Source organism: Escherichia sp. Lx600-2, assembly GCF_036662595.1.
Classification (GTDB): Bacteria; Pseudomonadota; Gammaproteobacteria; order Enterobacterales; family Enterobacteriaceae; genus Escherichia; species Escherichia coli.
Map to the genome: position 1 here is coordinate 1 of NZ_JAYQWM010000048.1, position 20,254 is coordinate 20,254.

17 protein-coding genes and 2 pseudogenes are annotated in these 20,254 nt (G+C 50.9%); 8 read left to right on the top strand and 11 right to left on the bottom strand.

What is annotated here, in order from left to right; all coding sequences use genetic code 11:
- Window positions 1–484 precede the first annotated feature (484 nt).
- Together OQV04_RS16320 and umuC are read left to right on the top strand one after the other, a co-directional pair.
- On the top strand, window positions 485–904 hold the full coding sequence (locus OQV04_RS16320) for a translesion error-prone DNA polymerase V autoproteolytic subunit (protein WP_000897378.1): 420 nt from the start codon (window positions 485–487) through the stop codon (window positions 902–904).
- Window positions 904–2,172: a DNA polymerase V catalytic protein gene (gene umuC, locus OQV04_RS16325; protein ID WP_032280759.1), complete on the top strand. Its 1,269-nt coding sequence runs from the start codon at window positions 904–906 to the stop codon at window positions 2,170–2,172. The genes OQV04_RS16320 and umuC overlap by 1 nt, the downstream gene beginning before the upstream one ends.
- A gap of 45 nt (window positions 2,173–2,217) precedes the next feature.
- Here the strand turns inward: umuC and dsbB are convergent, their stop codons facing one another.
- Window positions 2,218–2,748: a disulfide bond formation protein DsbB gene (dsbB, locus tag OQV04_RS16330; RefSeq protein WP_000943459.1), complete on the bottom strand. Its 531-nt coding sequence runs from the start codon at window positions 2,746–2,748 to the stop codon at window positions 2,218–2,220.
- Between the two features lie 145 nt (window positions 2,749–2,893).
- Entirely contained in the window at window positions 2,894–4,435 is a 1,542-nt protein-coding gene (nhaB, locus tag OQV04_RS16335) for a Na(+)/H(+) antiporter NhaB (RefSeq protein WP_032280760.1), read from the bottom strand.
- Between the two features lie 221 nt (window positions 4,436–4,656).
- On the opposite strand from nhaB, the gene fadR reads away from it, so the two are divergent.
- Window positions 4,657–5,376, top strand: coding sequence for a fatty acid metabolism transcriptional regulator FadR (gene fadR, locus OQV04_RS16340; RefSeq protein ID WP_000234823.1), 720 nt, complete (start codon window positions 4,657–4,659; stop codon window positions 5,374–5,376).
- 50 nt (window positions 5,377–5,426) lie between these two features.
- Here the strand turns inward: fadR and OQV04_RS16345 are convergent, their stop codons facing one another.
- Window positions 5,427–6,959, bottom strand: a complete 1,533-nt coding sequence (locus OQV04_RS16345) for a SpoVR family protein (protein WP_000190855.1) — start codon at window positions 6,957–6,959, stop codon at window positions 5,427–5,429.
- Window positions 6,960–7,288: 329 nt separating this feature from the next.
- Here OQV04_RS16345 and dadA point away from each other — a divergent pair, with 329 nt between their 5' ends.
- Both dadA and dadX read left to right on the top strand, forming a co-directional pair.
- Entirely contained in the window at window positions 7,289–8,587 is a 1,299-nt protein-coding gene (dadA, locus tag OQV04_RS16350) for a D-amino acid dehydrogenase (protein WP_032280761.1), read from the top strand.
- Between the two features lie 9 nt (window positions 8,588–8,596).
- A complete protein-coding gene (dadX, locus tag OQV04_RS16355; RefSeq protein ID WP_000197884.1) occupies window positions 8,597–9,667 on the top strand; it encodes a catabolic alanine racemase DadX in 1,071 nt (356 codons plus the stop codon).
- A 168-nt stretch (window positions 9,668–9,835) separates the two neighbouring features.
- Here the strand turns inward: dadX and OQV04_RS16360 are convergent.
- Together OQV04_RS16360 and OQV04_RS16365 are read right to left on the bottom strand one after the other, a co-directional pair.
- Window positions 9,836–11,272 (bottom strand): annotated as a pseudogene (locus OQV04_RS16360) (hypothetical protein).
- A 338-nt stretch (window positions 11,273–11,610) separates the two neighbouring features.
- Window positions 11,611–11,772, bottom strand: a complete 162-nt coding sequence (locus OQV04_RS16365) for a hypothetical protein (RefSeq protein ID WP_001312759.1) — start codon at window positions 11,770–11,772, stop codon at window positions 11,611–11,613.
- A 102-nt stretch (window positions 11,773–11,874) separates the two neighbouring features.
- Here OQV04_RS16365 and OQV04_RS25120 point away from each other — a divergent pair, with 102 nt between their 5' ends.
- A complete protein-coding gene (locus tag OQV04_RS25120) occupies window positions 11,875–12,021 on the top strand; it encodes a hypothetical protein (protein WP_419867124.1) in 147 nt (48 codons plus the stop codon).
- On the opposite strand, the pseudogene OQV04_RS16370 reads toward OQV04_RS25120, so the two are convergent.
- Together OQV04_RS16370 and ldcA are read right to left on the bottom strand one after the other, a co-directional pair.
- Window positions 11,959–13,629, bottom strand: a pseudogene (locus tag OQV04_RS16370) (potassium/proton antiporter); the annotation flags it as partial. The gene OQV04_RS25120 and the pseudogene OQV04_RS16370 sit on opposite strands and share 63 nt — an antisense overlap.
- A 94-nt stretch (window positions 13,630–13,723) precedes the next feature.
- Complete coding sequence (gene ldcA / locus OQV04_RS16375) at window positions 13,724–14,638, bottom strand: muramoyltetrapeptide carboxypeptidase (protein WP_032280763.1); 915 nt, start codon at window positions 14,636–14,638, stop codon at window positions 13,724–13,726.
- 99 nt (window positions 14,639–14,737) lie between these two features.
- On the opposite strand from ldcA, the gene emtA reads away from it, so the two are divergent.
- A complete protein-coding gene (emtA, locus tag OQV04_RS16380; RefSeq protein WP_001295616.1) occupies window positions 14,738–15,349 on the top strand; it encodes a membrane-bound lytic murein transglycosylase EmtA in 612 nt (203 codons plus the stop codon).
- A 1-nt stretch (window position 15,350) separates the two neighbouring features.
- On the opposite strand, the gene ycgR is transcribed toward emtA, so the two are convergent.
- Window positions 15,351–16,085, bottom strand: a complete 735-nt coding sequence (gene ycgR / locus OQV04_RS16385) for a flagellar brake protein YcgR (RefSeq protein WP_247806779.1) — start codon at window positions 16,083–16,085, stop codon at window positions 15,351–15,353.
- A gap of 200 nt (window positions 16,086–16,285) precedes the next feature.
- Between ycgR and OQV04_RS16390 the strand changes: the two genes are divergently transcribed.
- Window positions 16,286–16,540, top strand: a complete 255-nt coding sequence (locus tag OQV04_RS16390) for a GlsB/YeaQ/YmgE family stress response membrane protein (protein ID WP_000511315.1) — start codon at window positions 16,286–16,288, stop codon at window positions 16,538–16,540.
- A 49-nt stretch (window positions 16,541–16,589) separates the two neighbouring features.
- On the opposite strand, the gene OQV04_RS16395 is transcribed toward OQV04_RS16390, so the two are convergent.
- From OQV04_RS16395 to OQV04_RS16405, 3 genes are read right to left on the bottom strand one after another with little or no spacing between them, the layout of a single operon-like run.
- Window positions 16,590–18,560: a TonB-dependent receptor plug domain-containing protein gene (locus tag OQV04_RS16395; RefSeq protein WP_032280765.1), complete on the bottom strand. Its 1,971-nt coding sequence runs from the start codon at window positions 18,558–18,560 to the stop codon at window positions 16,590–16,592.
- Between the two features lie 25 nt (window positions 18,561–18,585).
- Window positions 18,586–19,440, bottom strand: coding sequence for a ModD protein (gene modD, locus OQV04_RS16400; protein ID WP_000576835.1), 855 nt, complete (start codon window positions 19,438–19,440; stop codon window positions 18,586–18,588).
- Entirely contained in the window at window positions 19,437–20,249 is an 813-nt protein-coding gene (locus OQV04_RS16405; RefSeq protein ID WP_032223771.1) for a class I SAM-dependent methyltransferase, read from the bottom strand. The genes modD and OQV04_RS16405 overlap by 4 nt, the downstream gene beginning before the upstream one ends.
- Window positions 20,250–20,254 lie beyond the last annotated feature (5 nt).

A 20,254-nucleotide genomic window follows, 5' to 3' on the forward strand; every position in this document is an offset into this window, starting at 1 on the left:
TAGTCTAAAAACTAGTATTAAGACTATCACTTATTTAAGTGATATTGGTTGTCTGGAGATTCAGGGGGCCAGTCTATACCTCTACCGTTTTATCTGCAACGATTTCAGTCATAATCATTCGCCTCTTTAAATATATAAATTGTAATGAAACTCCTGTTTTACAACTATTAATGAATTTTACTTCATCTAATTCATAGTTAGCCGGGAGAGATGCGTCAATGTCTTTATTTATATTAATATGATAAATATCAAACAATGTTTAATGTCATTATGGCGAATGCTTCTATTCTATTTTTTAGCCGGGTGATATTTTTCATTTCTGCTGGATGAGCGTCGTCGCCAGAAGGCCGCGTGAGCACAGGATAAGAGAACGAAAAATCAGCAGTCTATGCAGCGACAAATATTGATAGCCTGAATCAGTATTGATCTGCTGGCAAGAACAGACTACTGTATATAAAAACAGTATAACTTCAGGCAGATTATTATGTTGTTTATCAAGCCTGCGGATCTCCGCGAAATTGTGACTTTTCCGCTATTTAGCGATCTTGTTCAGTGTGGCTTTCCTTCACCGGCCGCAGATTACGTTGAACAGCGCATCGATCTGAATCAACTGTTGATCCAGCATCCCAGCGCGACTTACTTCGTCAAAGCAAGTGGTGATTCTATGATTGATGGTGGAATTAGTGACGGTGATTTACTGATTGTCGATAGCGCTATTACCGCCAGCCATGGTGATATTGTCATCGCTGCTGTTGACGGCGAGTTTACGGTGAAAAAATTGCAACTACGCCCGACGGTACAGCTTATTCCCATGAACAGCGCGTACTCGCCCATTACCATCAGTAGTGAAGATACGCTGGATGTCTTTGGTGTGGTGATCCACGTCGTTAAGGCGATGCGCTGATGTTTGCCCTCTGTGATGTAAACGCGTTTTATGCCAGCTGTGAGACGGTGTTTCGCCCTGATTTATGGGGTAAACCGGTGGTTGTGCTATCGAATAATGACGGTTGCGTTATCGCCCGAAACGCTGAGGCAAAGGCGCTTGGCGTTAAAATGGGCGATCCCTGGTTCAAACAAAAAGATCTGTTTCGTCGCTGTGGCGTGGTTTGCTTTAGCAGCAATTATGAGCTTTACGCAGACATGAGCAATCGGGTGATGTCGACGCTGGAAGAACTATCGCCCCGCGTCGAGATTTACAGTATTGATGAGGCATTCTGCGATCTGATAGGTGTGCGTAATTGTCGCGATCTGACTGACTTTGGCAGAGAAATTCGCGCAACGGTGCTACAACGTACCCATCTTACTGTTGGTGTGGGGATCGCCCAGACCAAAACGCTGGCTAAGCTTGCCAATCATGCGGCAAAAAAATGGCAGCGGCAGACGGGTGGGGTGGTGGATTTATCAAATCTGGAACGCCAGCGTAAATTAATGTCTGCTCTCCCCGTGGATGACGTCTGGGGGATTGGACGGCGGATCAGCAAAAAACTGGACGCGATGGGGATCAAAACCGTTCTCGATTTGGCGGATACAGATATCCGGTTTATCCGTAAACATTTTAATGTCGTGCTCGAAAGAACGGTGCGTGAACTGCGCGGTGAACCCTGTTTGCAACTGGAAGAATTTGCACCGACAAAGCAGGAAATTATCTGTTCCCGCTCGTTTGGTGAACGCATCACGGATTATACGTCGATGCGGCAGGCCATTTGTAGTTACGCTGCCCGGGCGGCGGAAAAACTTCGCAGTGAGCATCAATATTGTCGGTTTATCTCCACATTTATTAAGACGTCACCATTTGCGCTCAATGAACCTTATTACGGCAATAGCGCGTCGGTAAAACTGCTGACGCCCACTCAGGACAGCAGGGATATCATTAACGCCGCTACGCGATCTCTGGATGCCATCTGGCAAGCGGGCCATCGCTACCAAAAAGCGGGCGTGATGCTGGGGGATTTCTTCAGTCAGGGAGTCGCGCAGCTCAATTTATTCGATGACAACGCACCGCGCCCCGGGAGTGAGCAATTGATGACGGTAATGGATACACTGAATGCTAAAGAGGGCAGAGGAACACTCTATTTTGCCGGGCAGGGGATCCAGCAACAATGGCAGATGAAGCGAGCCATGCTTTCACCACGTTATACAACGCGAAGTTCTGATTTACTGCGGGTCAAATAAATATAGCGGCAGGAAAAAAGCGCTCCCGCAGGAGCGCCGAATGGATTAGCGACCGAACAGATCACGTTTTTTCGCTTTAAACGGCTGGGAAATCACCACCAGCACTGCGACAATCAGGTAAGCGATAAAAATACCGAGCAGCCACTGCGGCATTTCCAGACCTAAAAAATCCCACTGACGCTCGGCGCAATCGCCAGAGGCGACAAACACTTGCGGCACCCATTTATCCAGCGGCAGCCATTCCGGGAAACGAACCATAAAATCACAGGTCGCAAACGGCGAAGGATAGAGCTGAAGCATGGTGTGCTCGTAAGTTAACTGCACACCGCGGAACGCACTATACAACCAGATAACCATCGCTACATAACGCAGTGGCGTTTTTGGAGCGATCGCGCCAATCAGCGCAGCACCCAGAACGCCGAATAACGCGCAGCGTTCATAAATACAGAGCACGCAAGGTTTCAGTAACATCACATGCTGGAACCACAGCGCCGTCAGTTCCAGTGCCAGAGCAGTAAACGCCATCAACAGCCACGCGCCCCGGCCTTGTGAACATTGGTTCAAAAATCGCAACATAATCATTTCCCTGCAATATGCATAGAGTGCGCAGTTTAAACCAATTCATTCGCTGCGCCACCAGGAGGCAGCAAAAATAGGACGCAATTGGACAATTATCGGGCGAAAAGGCAAACCGGGCATTTATATGCCCGGTAAGTTGTTATCAAAGCGTTGCTATCCAGCCCATTTGCATAAACCATTCGGTTACAGGGGCAAGCGTAAACTCGACGCAGAGCAGTCCGACGAGTGTCAGGACGAGGGTGTAAGGCAGGGCCATCCACACCATGCGGCCATAAGAGAGGCGAATCAATGGCGCGAGTGCAGAGGTCAGCAGGAACAGGAACGCAGCCTGACCGTTCGGCGTAGCGACAGAGGGCAGATTGGTACCGGTATTAATGGCGACCGCCAGCAGCTCGTATTGCTTCAACGTGATAGCGCCACTTTCCATTGCCGCTTTCGCTTCGTTGATATAAATCGTCCCCACGAAGACGTTATCCGAAATGGATGACAGCAGTCCGTTGAAAATATAGAACAACGACAGCTGAGCATGTTCCGATGCCTGCAACACAAACTGAATAATCGGCGAAAACAGTTGTTGGTCGATAATCACCGCGACTACCGAGAAAAACACCGTCAACAGTGCGGTGAATGGCAGAGATTCGGTGAAGGCTTTACCGATAGCATGTTCATCGGTGACACCGGTCAATGATGTTGCCAGAATAATGACTGACAAACCAATCAAGCCAACTTCCGCCAGATGCAACGCCAGCGCAGTCACCAGCCAGACGCCAATAATCGCCTGGACAATCAGACGGATTTTATCCTGACGGGTACGCTGGTGGCGGCTTTGATCGTCAAACTGTTGCAGCACTTCGCGGACTTTCTCCGGCAGCGTTTCACCGTAGCCAAACCAACGCAGCTTCTCTACCAGCAGGCAGGTTAACAGGCCACAAATCAGAACCGGAACGGTCACCGGCGACATGCGCAGGAAGAAATCGCCAAAATGCCAGCCAGCCGCTTTAGCGATGATCAGGTTCTGTGGTTCGCCCACCATGGTCATCACGCCGCCTAATGCGGTGCCGACACCGACATGCATCATCAGGCTACGCAGAAAGCCACGGAACTGTTCCAAAACTACTTTGTAATGCTTGTCGATATGACTATCGTCTTGCAGGTCGGTGTCTTCGGTACGGGAAGAGGCTACGCGATGATAAATACCATAAAAACCGACTGCAACGCTGATCACCACCGCCACGACGGTTAAGGCATCGAGGAACGCGGAGAGGAATGCTGCCGCCACGCAAAAAGAGAGCGACAGCAGCATTTTGGAGCGAATGCTTAACAGCAAACGGGTAAATATGAACAGCAACAGCTGTTTCATAAAATAGATACCCGCCACCATAAACATCAATAACAGCAAGACTTCAAGATTTGCCGCCACCTCTTCACGGACGTGTTCCGCGCTGGTCATGCCGATGAATACCGCTTCGATAGCCAACAGACCACCGGGGAGTAGCGGGTAGCATTTCAGGGCCATCGCCAGAGTGAAAATAAATTCCGCTACCAGCAACCAGCCAGCGACGAAAGGGCTGATGAGGAAAATTAACGGATTTACGATTAAGAAAATGATGAGGGCGAGTTTGTACCAGTCGGGGGACTGGCCCAAAAAATTGCGCCATAGCGCGCGGCCCCAGGAGATCTCCATGATGGTTTCCCTTACCTTACAAATAATCAATGATGTTTTTATGTTTAAACGCAAAGCTTAACGGTCAGGCAGGAGTGAGGCAAGTCTTGATAGTCAAGGGGAAAGAGATGCGGAAAATGAAGCCTTGATCCCTTTTTTCTTCTTTTTGTCTGCTATCAGCGTAGTTAGCCCTCTGGTATGATGAGTCCAACTTTGTTTTGCTGTGTTATGGAAATCTCACTATGGTCATTAAGGCGCAAAGCCCGGCGGGTTTCGCGGAAGAGTACATTATTGAAAGTATCTGGAATAACCGCTTCCCTCCCGGGACTATTTTGCCCGCAGAACGTGAACTTTCAGAATTAATTGGCGTAACGCGTACTACGTTACGTGAAGTGTTACAGCGTCTGGCACGAGATGGCTGGTTGACCATTCAACATGGCAAGCCGACGAAGGTGAATAATTTCTGGGAAACCTCTGGTTTAAATATCCTTGAAACACTGGCGCGACTGGATCACGAAAGTGTGCCGCAGCTTATTGATAATTTGCTGTCGGTGCGTACCAATATTTCAACTATTTTTATTCGCACCGCGTTTCGTCAGCATCCCGATAAAGCGCAGGAAGTGCTGGCTACCGCTAATGAAGTGGCCGATCACGCCGATGCCTTTGCCGAGCTGGATTACAACATATTCCGCGGCCTGGCGTTTGCTTCCGGCAACCCGATTTACGGTCTGATCCTTAACGGGATGAAGGGACTGTATACGCGCATTGGTCGTCACTATTTCGCCAATCCGGAAGCGCGCAGTCTGGCGCTGGGCTTCTACCACAAACTGTCGGCGTTGTGCAGTGAAGGCGCGCACGATCAGGTGTACGAAACAGTGCGTCGCTATGGGCATGAGAGTGGCGAGATTTGGCACCGGATGCAGAAAAATCTGCCGGGTGATTTAGCCATTCAGGGGCGATAATCCCTTCCGTTTAAAAAACAAACCCCTCAAACGAGGGGTTTTTGTTGTTTTTACAGATTTCCCATTCTCGGCGGGCAACGTTCCAGCAACTCGACGCTGCCGTCTTCGTTTTGCTGTTCCAGCATCACATCAAATCCCCACAGGCGATGCACATGCTTCAGTACTTCTTTGCGCCCCCGATCCAGCGGTGCGCGATTATGTGGAATGTAACGCAGCGTCAGCGAACGGTCGCCGCGCAAATCCACGTTCCAGATCTGAATATTCGGCTCCAGATTACTTAAGTTATATTGCGACGATAGCCGGTTACGGATCTCCCGATAACCTTCTTCATTATGAATAGCGGAAATCTCCAGATAATTATGCCGATCGTCATCCAGCACGGTGAAGAAGCGGAAATCACGCATCACTTTCGGCGACAGGAACTGGCTGATAAAACTCTCATCTTTGAAATCACGCATCGCGAAATGCAGCGTTTCCAGCCAGTCGGAACCGGCGATATCCGGGAACCAGTATTTGTCTTCTTCCGTTGGCGACTGACAAATCCGTTTAATATCCTGGAACATGGCGAACCCGAGGGCATACGGGTTGATGCCGCTGTACCACGGGCTGTTATAGGGCGGCTGGAAGACCACATTGGTGTGGCTGTGCAAAAACTCCAGCATAAAACGTTCCGTTACTTTCCCTTCATCATACAGATGGTTAAGGATGGTGTAGTGCCAGAAAGTCGCCCAGCCTTCGTTCATCACCTGAGTCTGTTTTTGCGGATAAAAATACTGGCTCACCTTACGCACAATACGCAGGATTTCACGCTGCCATGATTCCAGCAGTGGCGCATTTTTCTCCATAAAATAGAGCAGGTTTTCTTGTGGTTCGGACGGATAACGGCGCGCTTCAGCAACCGTTTTCTCTTCCTCGCGCTTCGGCAGGGTACGCCAGAGCATATTGACCTGACTTTGCAAATACTCTTCGCGACTTTTCTGCCGGGCTTTCTCTTCTTGCAGCGAGATTTTTTGCGGGCGTTTGTACCGGTCCACGCCGTAGTTCATCAGCGCGTGACACGAGTCCAGAAGCCGTTCTACTTCATCAACGCCATAACGTTCTTCGCACTCGGTAATATATTTACGGGCAAAAATCAGATAATCGACAATCGAACTGGCGTCGGTCCAGCTACGGAATAAGTAATTGTTTTTGAAGAAAGAGTTATGCCCATAGCAGGCATGAGCCATCACCAGCGCCTGCATGGTAATGGTGTTCTCTTCCATCAAGTAAGCGATACACGGGTTAGAGTTAATGACGATTTCATAGGCCAGTCCTTGCTGACCGTGCTTATACAGCCGTTCAGTCTCGATAAACTTTTTACCGAATGACCAGTGCGGATAGTTAATTGGCATGCCGACGCTGGAGTAGGCATCCATCATCTGTTCTGAGGTTATCACTTCAATCTGGTGCGGGTAGGTATCCAGCCGGTAGAGTTTCGCCACCCGGTCTATCTCTGCCAGATAAACATCCAGCAGGTCGAACGTCCAGTCGGGTCCATCGCTCAAACGTGTGGTGTCCTTATTCATAGAATCGATCGTCGCCATACGCGCACCTCATTGTTGTCGGCGCTCTCTGTGTGGAGCACCTCATTTCAAGCATAGAACACCTGTTAAAAACCGCGTCGCCGGAGAATTTTTTTCTTTGCGATTTCTTATTATCAGAGTGCCACTAATCCGCTTCTGAACGGAATTTTATGCTGGATAAAAAGGGCGTTCAGCAGGAGATACTAAAGACGCCATATTGCCGCAGAGTCAGGGAGATGTGAGCCAGCTCACCATAAAAAAGCAGTATGTTGAATAATATTTTCAACTGAGTTATCAAGATGTAATTAGATTATTATTCTTTTACTGTATCTACCGTTATCGGAGTGGCTATGCGAGTTGTCATACTGGGAAGTGGTGTGGTAGGCGTTGCCAGCGCCTGGTACTTAAATCAGGCAGGACATGAGGTCACCGTCATTGATCGGGAGCCGGGGGCCGCCCTGGAAACCAGTGCCGCGAATGCCGGGCAAATCTCCCCCGGATATGCTGCACCGTGGGCGGCACCAGGTGTGCCTTTAAAAGCGATCAAATGGATGTTCCAGCGCCATGCGCCGCTGGCGGTTCGTCTCGACGGTACGCAGTTCCAGTTGAAATGGATGTGGCAAATGTTACGTAACTGCGACACCAGCCACTACATGGAAAACAAAGGGCGGATGGTGCGTCTGGCGGAATACAGCCGTGATTGCCTGAAAGCATTGCGCGCCGAAACCAATATTCAGTATGAAGGGCGTCAGGGTGGGACGCTGCAACTGTTCCGTACCGAACAACAGTATGAAAATGCGACCCGCGATATCGCCGTGCTGGAAGATGCTGGCGTACCGTATCAACTGCTGGAATCAAGCCACCTGGCGGATGTGGAGCCCGCGCTGGCAGAAGTGGCGCACAAACTGACGGGCGGCCTGCAGTTACCCAATGATGAAACCGGAGACTGCCAGCTGTTTACCCAGAATCTGGCGCGGATGGCGGAGCAGACGGGGGTTAAATTCCGCTTTAATACGCCCGTTGACCAACTGCTTTGCGACGGCGAGCAAATCTACGGCGTGAAGTGTGGCGATGAAGTGATTAAGGCCGATGCGTATGTGATGGCGTTTGGTTCTTACTCGACGGCGATGCTCAAAGGCATTGTTGATATTCCGGTGTATCCGCTGAAAGGCTACTCGCTGACTATTCCAATTGCGCAGGAAGATGGTGCGCCGGTATCCACCATTCTTGATGAAACCTACAAAATCGCCATTACCCGTTTCGATAACCGCATTCGTGTTGGCGGAATGGCGGAAATTGTTGGCTTTAACACCGAGCTGTTGCAACCGCGTCGTGAAACGCTGGAGATGGTGGTTCGCGATCTCTATCCACGCGGCGGTCATGTCGAGCAGGCGACTTTCTGGACGGGTCTGCGCCCGATGACGCCAGATGGCACGCCGGTTGTCGGGCGTACACGCTTTAAAAATCTGTGGCTGAATACCGGTCACGGCACGCTCGGCTGGACGATGGCTTGCGGTTCCGGTCAGTTGTTAAGCGATCTGCTCTCTGGTCGCACGCCAGCGATCCCGTATGAAGATCTAAGCGTAGCGCGCTACAGCCGTGGATTTACGCCATCACGCCCGGGCCATTTACATGGCGCACACAGCTAAGGAAACGAGATGACCCGTCCGATACAGGCCAGCCTCGATCTGCAGGCATTAAAACAGAATCTGTCCATTGTCCGCCAGGCCGCGACGCACGCGCGCGTCTGGTCGGTGGTAAAAGCGAACGCTTACGGGCATGGTATTGAGCGTATATGGAGCGCGCTCGGGGCCACCGATGGCTTTGCATTGCTTAACCTGGAAGAGGCAATAACGTTACGTGAGCGCGGCTGGAAAGGACCGATCCTGATGCTGGAAGGATTTTTCCATGCTCAGGATCTGGAGATTTATGACCAGCACCGCCTGACCACCTGCGTACACAGCAACTGGCAGCTCAAAGCACTGCAAAATGCGCGGCTAAAAGCACCGTTGGATATTTATCTTAAAGTGAACAGTGGGATGAATCGGTTGGGCTTCCAGCCCGATCGCGTGCTTACCGTCTGGCAGCAGTTGCGGGCAATGGCGAATGTTGGCGAAATGACCCTGATGTCGCATTTTGCCGAGGCGGAACATCCTGATGGAATTTCCGGCGCGATGGCGCGTATTGAGCAGGCGGCGGAAGGGCTGGAGTGTCGGCGTTCGTTGTCCAATTCGGCGGCGACTCTGTGGCACCCGGAAGCGCATTTTGACTGGGTTCGGCCTGGCATTATTTTGTATGGCGCTTCGCCGTCCGGTCAGTGGCGTGATATCGCCAATACCGGATTACGTCCGGTGATGACGCTAAGCAGTGAGATTATTGGTGTCCAGACGCTAAAAGCGGGCGAGCGTGTGGGCTACGGCGGTCGCTATACTGCGCGCGATGAACAGCGAATCGGCATTGTCGCCGCAGGATACGCCGACGGTTATCCGCGCCATGCGCCTACCGGCACCCCTGTTTTAGTTGACGGCGTGCGCACCATGACAGTAGGGACAGTTTCGATGGATATGCTGGCGGTCGATTTAACGCCTTGCCCGCAGGCGGGTATTGGTACGCCGGTTGAGCTGTGGGGCAAGGAGATCAAAATTGATGATGTCGCCGCCGCTGCCGGAACGGTGGGCTATGAGTTGATGTGCGCGCTGGCGTTACGTGTCCCGGTTGTGACGGTGTAACTTGTTGTAAGCCGGATCGGAGGCAACGTCTTCTGGTTGCAAAAAAAATCATCCATCCGGCTGGTCAGCAACTGTAGTTGTTAATGTGACAGAGCCATTGCCCATGATAGTGCCCATTAAAATGATGGACACTATTTCCCCGGAACCTGAACTCACCGCACAGGCGTTCTACATAAAACGCTTACGTTTCATTGTTGACTCGAACTCGACTTCAGATAAATCACGCTTCACCCTTGATGCAGGTTCGGGTTCATGTTCAGATTGTTGATTAACAGGCTGCGAGTCCTGTTGTCTTTCCAGACTCAACAGGCCCAACTGCTGATTCAGGAGTTCCAGGTCCTCCTGTACCTTCACGCGCTCCAGGAGTTCCGGGTCATCCAGGAACTCCAGATCCATAAGGTCATCCAGGTCCTCCAGCTCCTCCAGTCCCTCCAGGTCAATCTGGCCTTCCTTGCGCAAAAAGTCTAAAAGGTCCTCCAGGCCCTGCTGGTTTTTCAGGCCCTCGACGGCTTTGAGCAGCGTCGGTAAATTGTCTTTGTCCCAAGGGTTACCATTACAGTCAAACACCTTCAGGCTCTGGGGCTGCGGCACCCGTACAGTTTTAAACTGATTTTCTCCACAGTAGTATATGATTAGTTTGGGCGGCAGCCGTGGTGAAGAGATCAAATCGTTACTAGAACAGTCGAATACCTTCAGGCGAGTCAAGTTCTCCAGCATCTCATCAGGTATTGAGTTAATATTGTTGCCAGCACAGGACAGTTTATACAGGTACTGGGGCATCGACGGCGGTAAAAATTGCAAGAAGTTTTCAGAACAGTTAATCTCTCTCAGGTTAGTCGACAGCTCAGGCAGCCAGATAATGTAGTTTTCATAGCACTTCAGTACCATCAGTTTCGGGGGCTGCACCTTCGGTAACAAGATCAAAAAGTTCTCCATACATTCAAGCACTCTCAGCCCCTTTGGCATTACCTCCGGTAAGGCGGTCAACACGTTTCTACTGCAGTTAAATTCAATCAGATGTGGAGGCAAATTTTCAGGGAGTGAAGTCAGTCCAAGGTTGCTAAGATCGAGCATACTCTGTCTTGTTATGAGACATTCCTTCATTCTGCGCAATGCTTCTGCCCGGTCTTCAATCTGGCTTGCTGACTGGTTTTCTTCCAGGATATCTTCCTTGATTTCTTTCAGTCTTTCTTTCAGGTCTTCTTGGGGAATTTCTGACTGTTTGTTTTGCCGGTTTTCTTCCAGGACGTCGTGCAGTTTTTTTTGCAGGTTTTCTTACAAACCTTCCCGCTCCATAGCCCATTGGCACCATTCGGCGACCATCATGAACTCGTTATGTTGCGGATTCAGGGGAGTCCCCAACGTGATGATGGTATTGTTGTCCACCTGTATGTTCACTTTGCCCGCGATACTGAGGTCAATGATCTGCCAGGGGGCATCACCCCAGCTGAATTTTTGCGGGCTGAGATACTTCATGTTCTGCAAAATTTGATTCTTGAGTTCCACCGACAGGAAGAGCCGCCTTGGCGGGCGTCGTACGCCTGTGTTAACGGAAGATGGGGGAATAGCGGGGGCGAATGGGCAGATGTCTTTAAAGCTAGCCATAATGCTACGTATCCTTGAAATAAATATCCTCTGGCAGCGCCGGAGACGTGAATGTGGTCACCGCAAAGGAGCCACAGGACGTCATTTGCGCTGATATAACTACTCATCGTTGACTTTTTCCCTGGTCAGAAATGCCGTGTCGGGTCTGGTACATGCTGTATTACGGCCCAGGTAGCTCTGACGTATTAAAGAAAATACGAGAGCGAACGACCCGGAAATAATCGTTATTAAGCAAAGGAATAACTATAAGAAATCGCTCATGCATCCGGTGCTATAGGCGGATGAAACGCGTATTGCGTGGGCTACGTCAGCGCGGCAGGTTGCGTGGGGGAATATGTTCAGGCGATGTCAGGCTGGGGCCCCTGATGGTTGACGGGGATACCGGTAATGCGGGGCTGGTTATTCTTCACCTGTTGCAGTCGGAAGAAGCCATTACGCTGACTTTCTTGAGCCGGTGTTTTGAGTTTATTGGCCAGAGCCTGCAATGGTTTGTCATCCATAATTTAACCTTCTTCTGATGTTGGAATGTGCATATCAAAATCAGGAAATGACAAGTTTATATACAGGCTCAGGCTGCGTTAAGCAAAGCATCGTAACCGGCGATAGATGCTTCATTAAATTTAAGATTCAGCTTCCTCTTCAGCCACTCGAACGCCAATCTTCAACACTTCATTATCTTCTTTCTCGGCCACCGTCCAGATCATTCCGGCAAACTCTACCTGGTCACCGACAACCGGTGCTGCGCCTAACAACTGCTGGACAATTTCACCCAGCGTTTGCTGTTTATCACGATATTCTCGCCCGTCTTCCAGGCCATATATCAGCGCCACATCTGCATATTTGGCGCTGGCTTCGAGAATGAAGTCACCAAAGAAGCGTTGATCCAGCGCGACCGGTGGCGACTGGCTGAACAGTTTACCGAGCGCCGGGAGATCGCGTTCCCGACCAATTACACACAATACATCGCCTTCGCGCAGTCGGGTGCTGCCGGTAGGATGAAGCAACTGGTTATCACGAAACAGGGCTGCAATACGCGTCTCTTTTGGCATATGCAAATCGCGCAGTGCCGCACCTACACACCATTTATCAGCACTCAATTGATAAACAAACTGCTCCCACGGATTTTCCGGATGAATATCCAGGCCAACGCGTGACACCGGACGTCCGACGGGCGGAACCACCACTTTGGCCTTTTTAGCCGCCCACGAGAGTGATGTTCCCTGCAAGAGCAGTGAAACCAGAACCACAAAGAAGGCGACATTAAAGAACAGACGTGCATTCTCCAGCCCCGCCATCATCGGGAACACGGCCAGAATAATCGGCACCGCGCCGCGTAATCCCACCCAGCTGATAAACACGCGCTCACGCAGATTAAAACCACGGAACGGTAGCAATCCGGCAAATACTGAAAGAGGACGGGCGAAGAAAATCATCCATGCGGACAAAATGAGCGCCGGAATGGCAATAGGCAGCAGATCGCTTGGGTTAACCAACAGCCCCAGCACCAGGAACATGGCGATTTGCGCCAGCCAGGCGAGGCCGTCGAAATTTTGCAGGATGCCGTAGCGGTTGCGAATCGGCCGATTACCCAGCAGAAAACCGCACAGATAAACAGCCAGAATACCGCTACCTTCCAGCGCCGTGGTTAAAGCAAAAATTAAAATACCGCCGCTTAATGCCAGCAATGGATATAAACCGGCGGGCAGGGCGATGCGATTAATCATTTGCAGCAGTAAATAACCACCGCCAAGACCGATGACAATCCCGAGGCCAAATTGCTGCAGAATATCGACCACGAACATCCAACTGACACTGCTTTCATGTTGCTGGATCATCGCAATCAGGGTAATCGTCAGAAAGACCGCCATTGGATCATTACTGCCGGATTCAATTTCCAGCGTCGAGCCAACACGTTCGTTAAGCCCCTTACCACCCAGCAGAGAAAAGACCGCTGCAGCATCGGTGGAGCCGACGATAGCGCCGATTAATAAGCCTTCAATCAAATCAAGATTAAACAGCCACGCCGCCATCATGCCGGTTAAACCAGAGGTGATAAGTACGCCCAGCGTCGCCAGCGACAGCGCCGGTCCTAACGCCACACGAAAGGAACTGGCCTGAGTGCGCATCCCGCCGTCGAGCAAAATAATCGCCAGCGCCAGGTTACTTACCATGTAGGCGAAGGGGTAATTATCAAACGGGATACCGCCGACGCCATCGACTCCCGCCAGCATGCCGATCGCCAGAAAAATAACCAAAATAGGAATGCCAAGACGGGAAGAAAATGAACTAAGTAATATACTGCTGGTGACAAGGATGGATCCTAAGATGAAAAGGCTAATTATTGTTGTGGCATCCAACGGTCGGTTACTCCTGATTACGCTGTCTCTTATATAAACCCTACCATATTAGCGGCAGAGACAGCGTTTTACTTAGCCCTGAAGCGTGATTTTTTTACATTTTAAGAACAGGATGACCGCTAATCGTCAACTGAGTGCCTTCCCGGGTGTTATTCAGCATGGCATGTGCGCCCAACGGCAGCGTAACCGTGCGTTGTTCATGACCAAAATCGAGGCCGGTAATGAGTGGAATCGACAGGCAGGAACGCAAAAACGCGTACACTGACTCCAGGTTGTAACCTGCGTCATAATCATTGGGCGTGCTGCCGCTAAAGCTACCGAGAATAATCGCCTTCTGACGTGGCAAAATTCCAGCATGATAGAGCTGCAACAGCATACGTTCGACGCGGAAAGGGTGCTCGTTAATATCTTCCAGCACCAGGATACCGTTCTCAATTTGTGGCATCCACGGTGTACCGATCAGTGAAATCAGCATCGCAAGATTGCCTCCCCACAACGTGCCTTCGGTCTGACATGTCGGGCCTTCCCCTTGCCATTCAATGGTGAAGGTTTCATTGCGTAACGCCAGCCAGAAATGGTGCTCGGTAAAGGTGTTCAGTTCATCCGCGCCAAAGTTTGCTACCAGCATGGGGCCGCTAAAGGTGATGACATTGCCTTGCGCCAGAAGACCGCACTGAATGGCGGTAAAATCGCTATGCCCGCATATGAGCAACGGGTCATATTGTTGGCGAGCCACCAGTGCCTGCCAGTCAATATCTGCCAGTAAACGACTGGCACCGTAACCGCCGCGTACAGCCAGCACGATGGTGTTGGGGGTGGTCAGTCTGGCAAGGGAATTGAGATCTTCCAGACGCTCCGTTTCCGTACCCGCAAAACGCTCACAACGACGGGCAATAACCTCGACGTTATTGACTTGATGCCCCGCGTCGGTAAGGCGCTGGATACCACGCAGCGCGGCGTGCTGTTTAATGCAGTAACCCGATGGGGCAATTAAGTGAAACAGAGACATGGCAATTCCTTGCTGACAACAGAAACGAAATGTATATCATGCCGCTTAGGTGTGCCGTTGTCACCTCAACGGCGATTCCAGGCTATAAGGATAGAAGAAGTGAAATTGAGATGGTTTGCCTTTTTGATTGTGTTATTAGCGGGTTGTTCATCAAAGCATGACTATACGAACCCGCCGTGGAACGCGAAAGTTCCGGTGCAACGTGCGATGCAGTGGATGCCAATAAGCCAGAAAGCCGGTGCAGCCTGGGGCGTCGATCCACAATTGATCACGGCGATTATCGCTATCGAATCGGGTGGTAATCCGAACGCGGTGAGTAAATCGAATGCCATTGGTTTGATGCAGTTAAAAGCTTCAACCTCCGGACGTGATGTTTATCGGCGTATGGGCTGGAGTGGTGAGCCGACGACCAGCGAGCTGAAAAATCCGGAGCGTAATATTTCTATGGGGGCGGCTTACCTGAATATTCTGGAAACCGGCCCGCTGGCAGGCATTGAAGATCCGAAGGTACTGCAATATGCGCTGGTGGTGTCATATGCTAACGGGGCAGGTGCGCTGCTACGGACTTTCTCGTCAGATCGGAAAAAGGCAATCAGCAAAATCAACGATCTGGATGCTGACGAGTTCCTCGATCACGTAGCGCGAAATCATCCTGCGCCGCAGGCTCCGCGCTATATCTACAAACTTGAGCAGGCACTGGACGCGATGTAAATCAGTCGCGTACTTTGTCCGCTTTCTCCCGGGCTTCCCGCTCGAGAGAGAAAATAATCCGCTGTAATTGCCGCTCCACCGTCGGGCTGACGTTAAGAAAACGGAAGCTCAGACGGGGAGTGGTGATGGTTTCATTCTTGCCATCAATCACTTTGCGCTCGCTGATGGAGATTAACTGGGCGTCAAAGTGAAAAACACCCCATTGCCCCATGTTGACTTCAATCTGAGCGAAGCGCATACCTTCGTGCAACCCGGCAGGCTTGGCTGTTTCCAGTAATGCGCCCATGCCGCCTAACGACAAATCATACAGGCGGAAACGTAACGTACTGTTATACGCCAGTTTGGTCTGGTAAAAATAAGGCGGATGGAGTGGGGCGGAGATGCGGAAATATCGGCGTCGTTGTACAAACCATAAGGTGGGAGGCGGTACGGTAATAAATGCCGGAAGCTGCAAGTATTCACTCTGTTGTAGTTGTTCAACAGTAAACTCGACTTTCGCACCCTGAGTTTCGGCGGTAATGGTAATGTGCTGTGCCTTTAGCACGGCGATGTTGTCTTCGGCTTGACTGCCGAAATCCAGCACCAGTTCATCTGGGGTTATTACCAGTATTTTGCTGATCAGCTGCCCGCCATTCCAGCTGATACGCAAAGGAATTGCGGCTTTGTGCAAATCGCGTAACACGCCCAGGACGGCTAACGGATTTTGTTTCAGGAACTGCTCATGGTAATGACTCACGCGGAAAAACTCCTGACTGACAAACTGTCTATGGTTTATCGGTCATAGTTAACAAAACTTAATACAAATGCGTGAATATTTTTTACAAGTTGTTCTTAAATCAGCCGACAAACGCCCAGCATCGATCCCGCCCTTGCCTATACTTAGAGCGTTGACGTAAGCATTTCTTGCGTCCGATTCATCGAAACGAGGGCCTGAACATGGGAATTATTGCCTGGATTATTTTTGGCCTGATAGCCGGCATTATCGCCAAGCTAATCATGCCGGGGCGTGATGGTGGTGGATTTTTCCTGACCTGTATTCTCGGGATAGTCGGTGCGGTGGTCGGCGGCTGGCTGGCGACCATGTTTGGCATTGGCGGCTCCATCAGCGGTTTTAATTTGCACAGCTTCCTGGTGGCGGTGGTGGGAGCTATTCTCGTTCTGGGCGTATTCCGCCTCCTGCGAAGAGAATAAGATTTTCATAAGGCGGATAGCGATACAGATGCCGCTATCCGCTTTCACATCAGAACGTATACTCGACACCTGCCCAGAAATTGCGGCCTTCTTCAATAAACCCTTCACTGTAGGCATATTGGGTATCAAACAGGTTATTGACCGACGCATTGACGCTGAAGCCATGACCTAAGGTGTAATCGGCTCGAATGTGGGTCACCGCAAAACCGGCGGCTTTTTGTGAACCGTCACTGTTGCTGTAGCTGGAGGAACGCGCCTCTTCCGACAGCGTTACGCTTAACGGCTCCCACGGTTTGAGAGTCATCCATGCGGTCATTGTCTGCGTTGGCAGATCGGTTATCTTGCCGATGTCTTTGCGTTTGGCGTCAGCGTGGATCAGGGCGTAGCTCAATCCTACATCCAGTATATTGCTGATTTTCCCCTTAATACCGGCATCCAGACCGCTGTAATCCACCGTGCCGCTGTTCTGATTTTGAATGGTATCGGCATCGATATTGTGCGAGAGGATGGCATCACTCACCCGGTTATAGTAAACGCTGACCTCAAATCCCCAGTCGCGCGTGAAGGCACCATTCCAGGTTAAATCCACCCCGCGAGCGCGTTCCGGCTTGAGCTGCGGGTTAACAATCGCTATCTGGTTATACGCAGGTTTGGACGTGGTATAGCGTTCTTTCAGCGTCGGAAAGCGTGTGCGGTCATAGTACGAAAGCGCCAGCGTGTCTTCATTGACAAAGTGGTATTTCCCCATCACCTGCCAGTTAAAAGCTGACTGATTGTTGTCGTCATAATGGGTGATGCTGCCATCTTTCTCGTGTTTTTTCGCTTCTACGCTATCGCGCCAGTCATAGCTGATTCCAGCCACAACATCGACATTATCGGCAGCAGCCCATTGATATTCACTGGCGAGCGACCAGGTACGATCTTCATAGCGATCGTAAGCGGCGTGCGGCGCACCTTTTTCCCGGTGTACGTCATCTTTCCAGTTAACGGCAAACGACAGCAGATCGTTTTCACGCACATCGGCTGCCAGTTGTAATCCGGCACCGTCGCTGTAATCGGAATAATGGCTGTAGCTGCCTTTTTTATTTTTCAAATCAGCCTGCGAGTTGTACATCATCAGCGTATTTTCAAAGGTGTCGCGATACAGCCGACTTTTCAGGGTAAAACGATCGTTTAGTTGGGTCGTTCCCTGATAATAAAAACTTTCTTTGTCATACTCTGGCCACTGCCAGTAGCGTGATTTTTGACCACTATTTCCGCTGTATGGCGGGTTATCTTTTTCACCATCCTGCTTAATGTAAGTCAGTGTGTATTCATCGTTTTCACGTGGTGTAAATCCGAGCTTCACAATGCCGCGTTTATCATCAGCCGATGAATTAATCATCTTGCCGTGTTTGCCTGCAATATCATTATTTACACCATGCGGCAGGCCGAGAAAATCCTGCTTTAGCTGACTACCGCTGACTTGCAAATACCCCAGTTCGCTGCTGGCGGCAAATGAAGCATGCATATCGTAGGCATTGTCCTGGCTACGGCTCCATCCCTGGCGATATCCCAGACTTGCTTCCAGAGGTTTTGTTGGCTTCTGGGTGGTGATATTAATGGCTCCGCCCATCTGATTAGGCCCCTGAAGCAGCGACGAATACCCTTTGGAAACTTCGACTGCCCCCAGATTGTTGGTCAGAATCCGCGCCAGATCGAGGTTGCCGTCATAGGGAACATAAATGGGCACACCGTCGAAATAGACCGGCACCTGCCGACTATCAAAGCCACGAACTTTTACCTGTTCTTCGTTGCGGCTGCCTGACTTTTGCAGCACCACGCCGGGGACGACACTTAATGCCTGAGCGACATTCTGTTTATCCAGGGCCTTCATGGTGGGTTGATCGAGAACGGTGGTCGTCGTCGATGATACCGGACTGGACCATACGGTCAGCGTGTCGCTCTCCTGAGCCGCTACGGCCTGCTGGGTAAAGGCAAGTGATAATGCTGTGCAGAGATAACGTTTTTTGAGTCTCATAGAATAAATTCCGTTTAACAAAGAATTAAATAGAGGCTGCGGGTTGCAGACTGACTTTAATGTCAGCCGGTGCCGCGTAATAAGGCGCGGAGGTAATAAAGAGGCGAATGCCGCAGTCGAGGTAATTTTTGAGTGTCGTCAGATTAATTCCGCCGGTCAGAGCCAGCGTGCAGTGGGGAGCCAGCGACGGCGCTATTTGCGCAATTTCAGTTGCCTGTTGCGGACTAAATTTGTCGAGCTGAAGTACGTCTGGTTGCGCGCGTAACGCGGCGATTGCCTCTTTCGGCGTGTCGGCTTCAACAACAATTTTCTTCTCGGGTGCGTGGCGACGTAACTGATCGATTGCGCCTGACCAGTCCTGATTGTCATGAAGAAAATGGCGGTGGTTGGCAAACAATAATATGGTTTCCGCACATCCGGCACGATGAATCAGTCCTCCGGCAGCCAGAATTGCCTGCGAGGCCAGTAAGCGGGTGCCCGGAATTGCTTTTCGGGTGCAGGCGATATTGCCATCAGGATAACGTTCACGAAGTAACGCCAGCATTTGATCGAGATAATCAGAAACACCGCAACTCCACTCCAGCACATTCTGGATTGCCTTCCATCCCTGATGAAGTGCTGCGGCATTACCCTGCGCACGGATTAGCCGCTGACCCGCGTTCGCTTGTGAACCGTCGCTGACCGCGTCATCAATAGTTAATCCCAGCGTAGTTAACATCTTACACGCGACAGAAACGCCGCTGACGCAGCCGCCCTGACGGAGAAAAAACTCTATATAGCCATGCTGGTGTCCAATATTTAATGCTCTCGTGGTCAGGTCACCGCCCTGGATATCTTCCAGAAGTAACGCGTCGATTTGTGCCTGAGAAAGGAAAATCATCGCAGTGCCTCCTGCGGTACGCTATCCCACCAGATGAGCGCCCAGTCGCGGCTGGCAGGGGCGAGGGCACGAGCATCTTGTTGTTGATACCAGCGATATAACCGCTCACGCTCATCGTCGTTAAGCGCGCCAAGACTCCAGCTGACGTTCTGCTCAAAACGTTCCCAGGTGCTGTTATCCTGTTGGCAATTTTGTCCACGGATAAAATCAACGTGGGCATAAATTCCCATCTGATACAGGACGTTGAGCGCAAAGATATAGTTGGGTAATTCGATCACTTCCCGACCAGCCGCCCGCTGAATGGCTGGAGAGACGAACGAGGTGCTGACCAGATGAGTCGTATAGACGCGAAGCCGTGCCTGATTATTCAGTTTGCTCATTGCCTGGCGCATATCAGCTACCAGAGTGGAGCGGGAAGCCACGGCAATATCGCAGCGTGGCAGGTCACTCCAGTCCTCTTCCCAGGCGCGCTGGATCCAGTGGACATTGTCTGCCTTGAGAGCGGCGGCGCGACGGGCGGCAACGTTCAGCATCCCCTGACTGTAATCAATGCCATAAATCGTCGTGAGTTTGTCAGCCAGCGCCAGCGATACGGTACCCGGTCCGCAGCCCATATCGAATAAGGTCTGAGCGCCTTGTAGGTCAATTTTTGAGATCAGTTGTTGCAGGTAGCTGTCCGTAGGCGAGGCGCAATTTTCCGCCATTTTTTCCGCCCGTTGATCCCAGTGATCCGGCGTTTTTTCTGTGCGGTGGGCCAGCTTGAGTTGCTGCAGATAAAGGTCTGCAAAATCAATATCATCAATGAGCATGATTT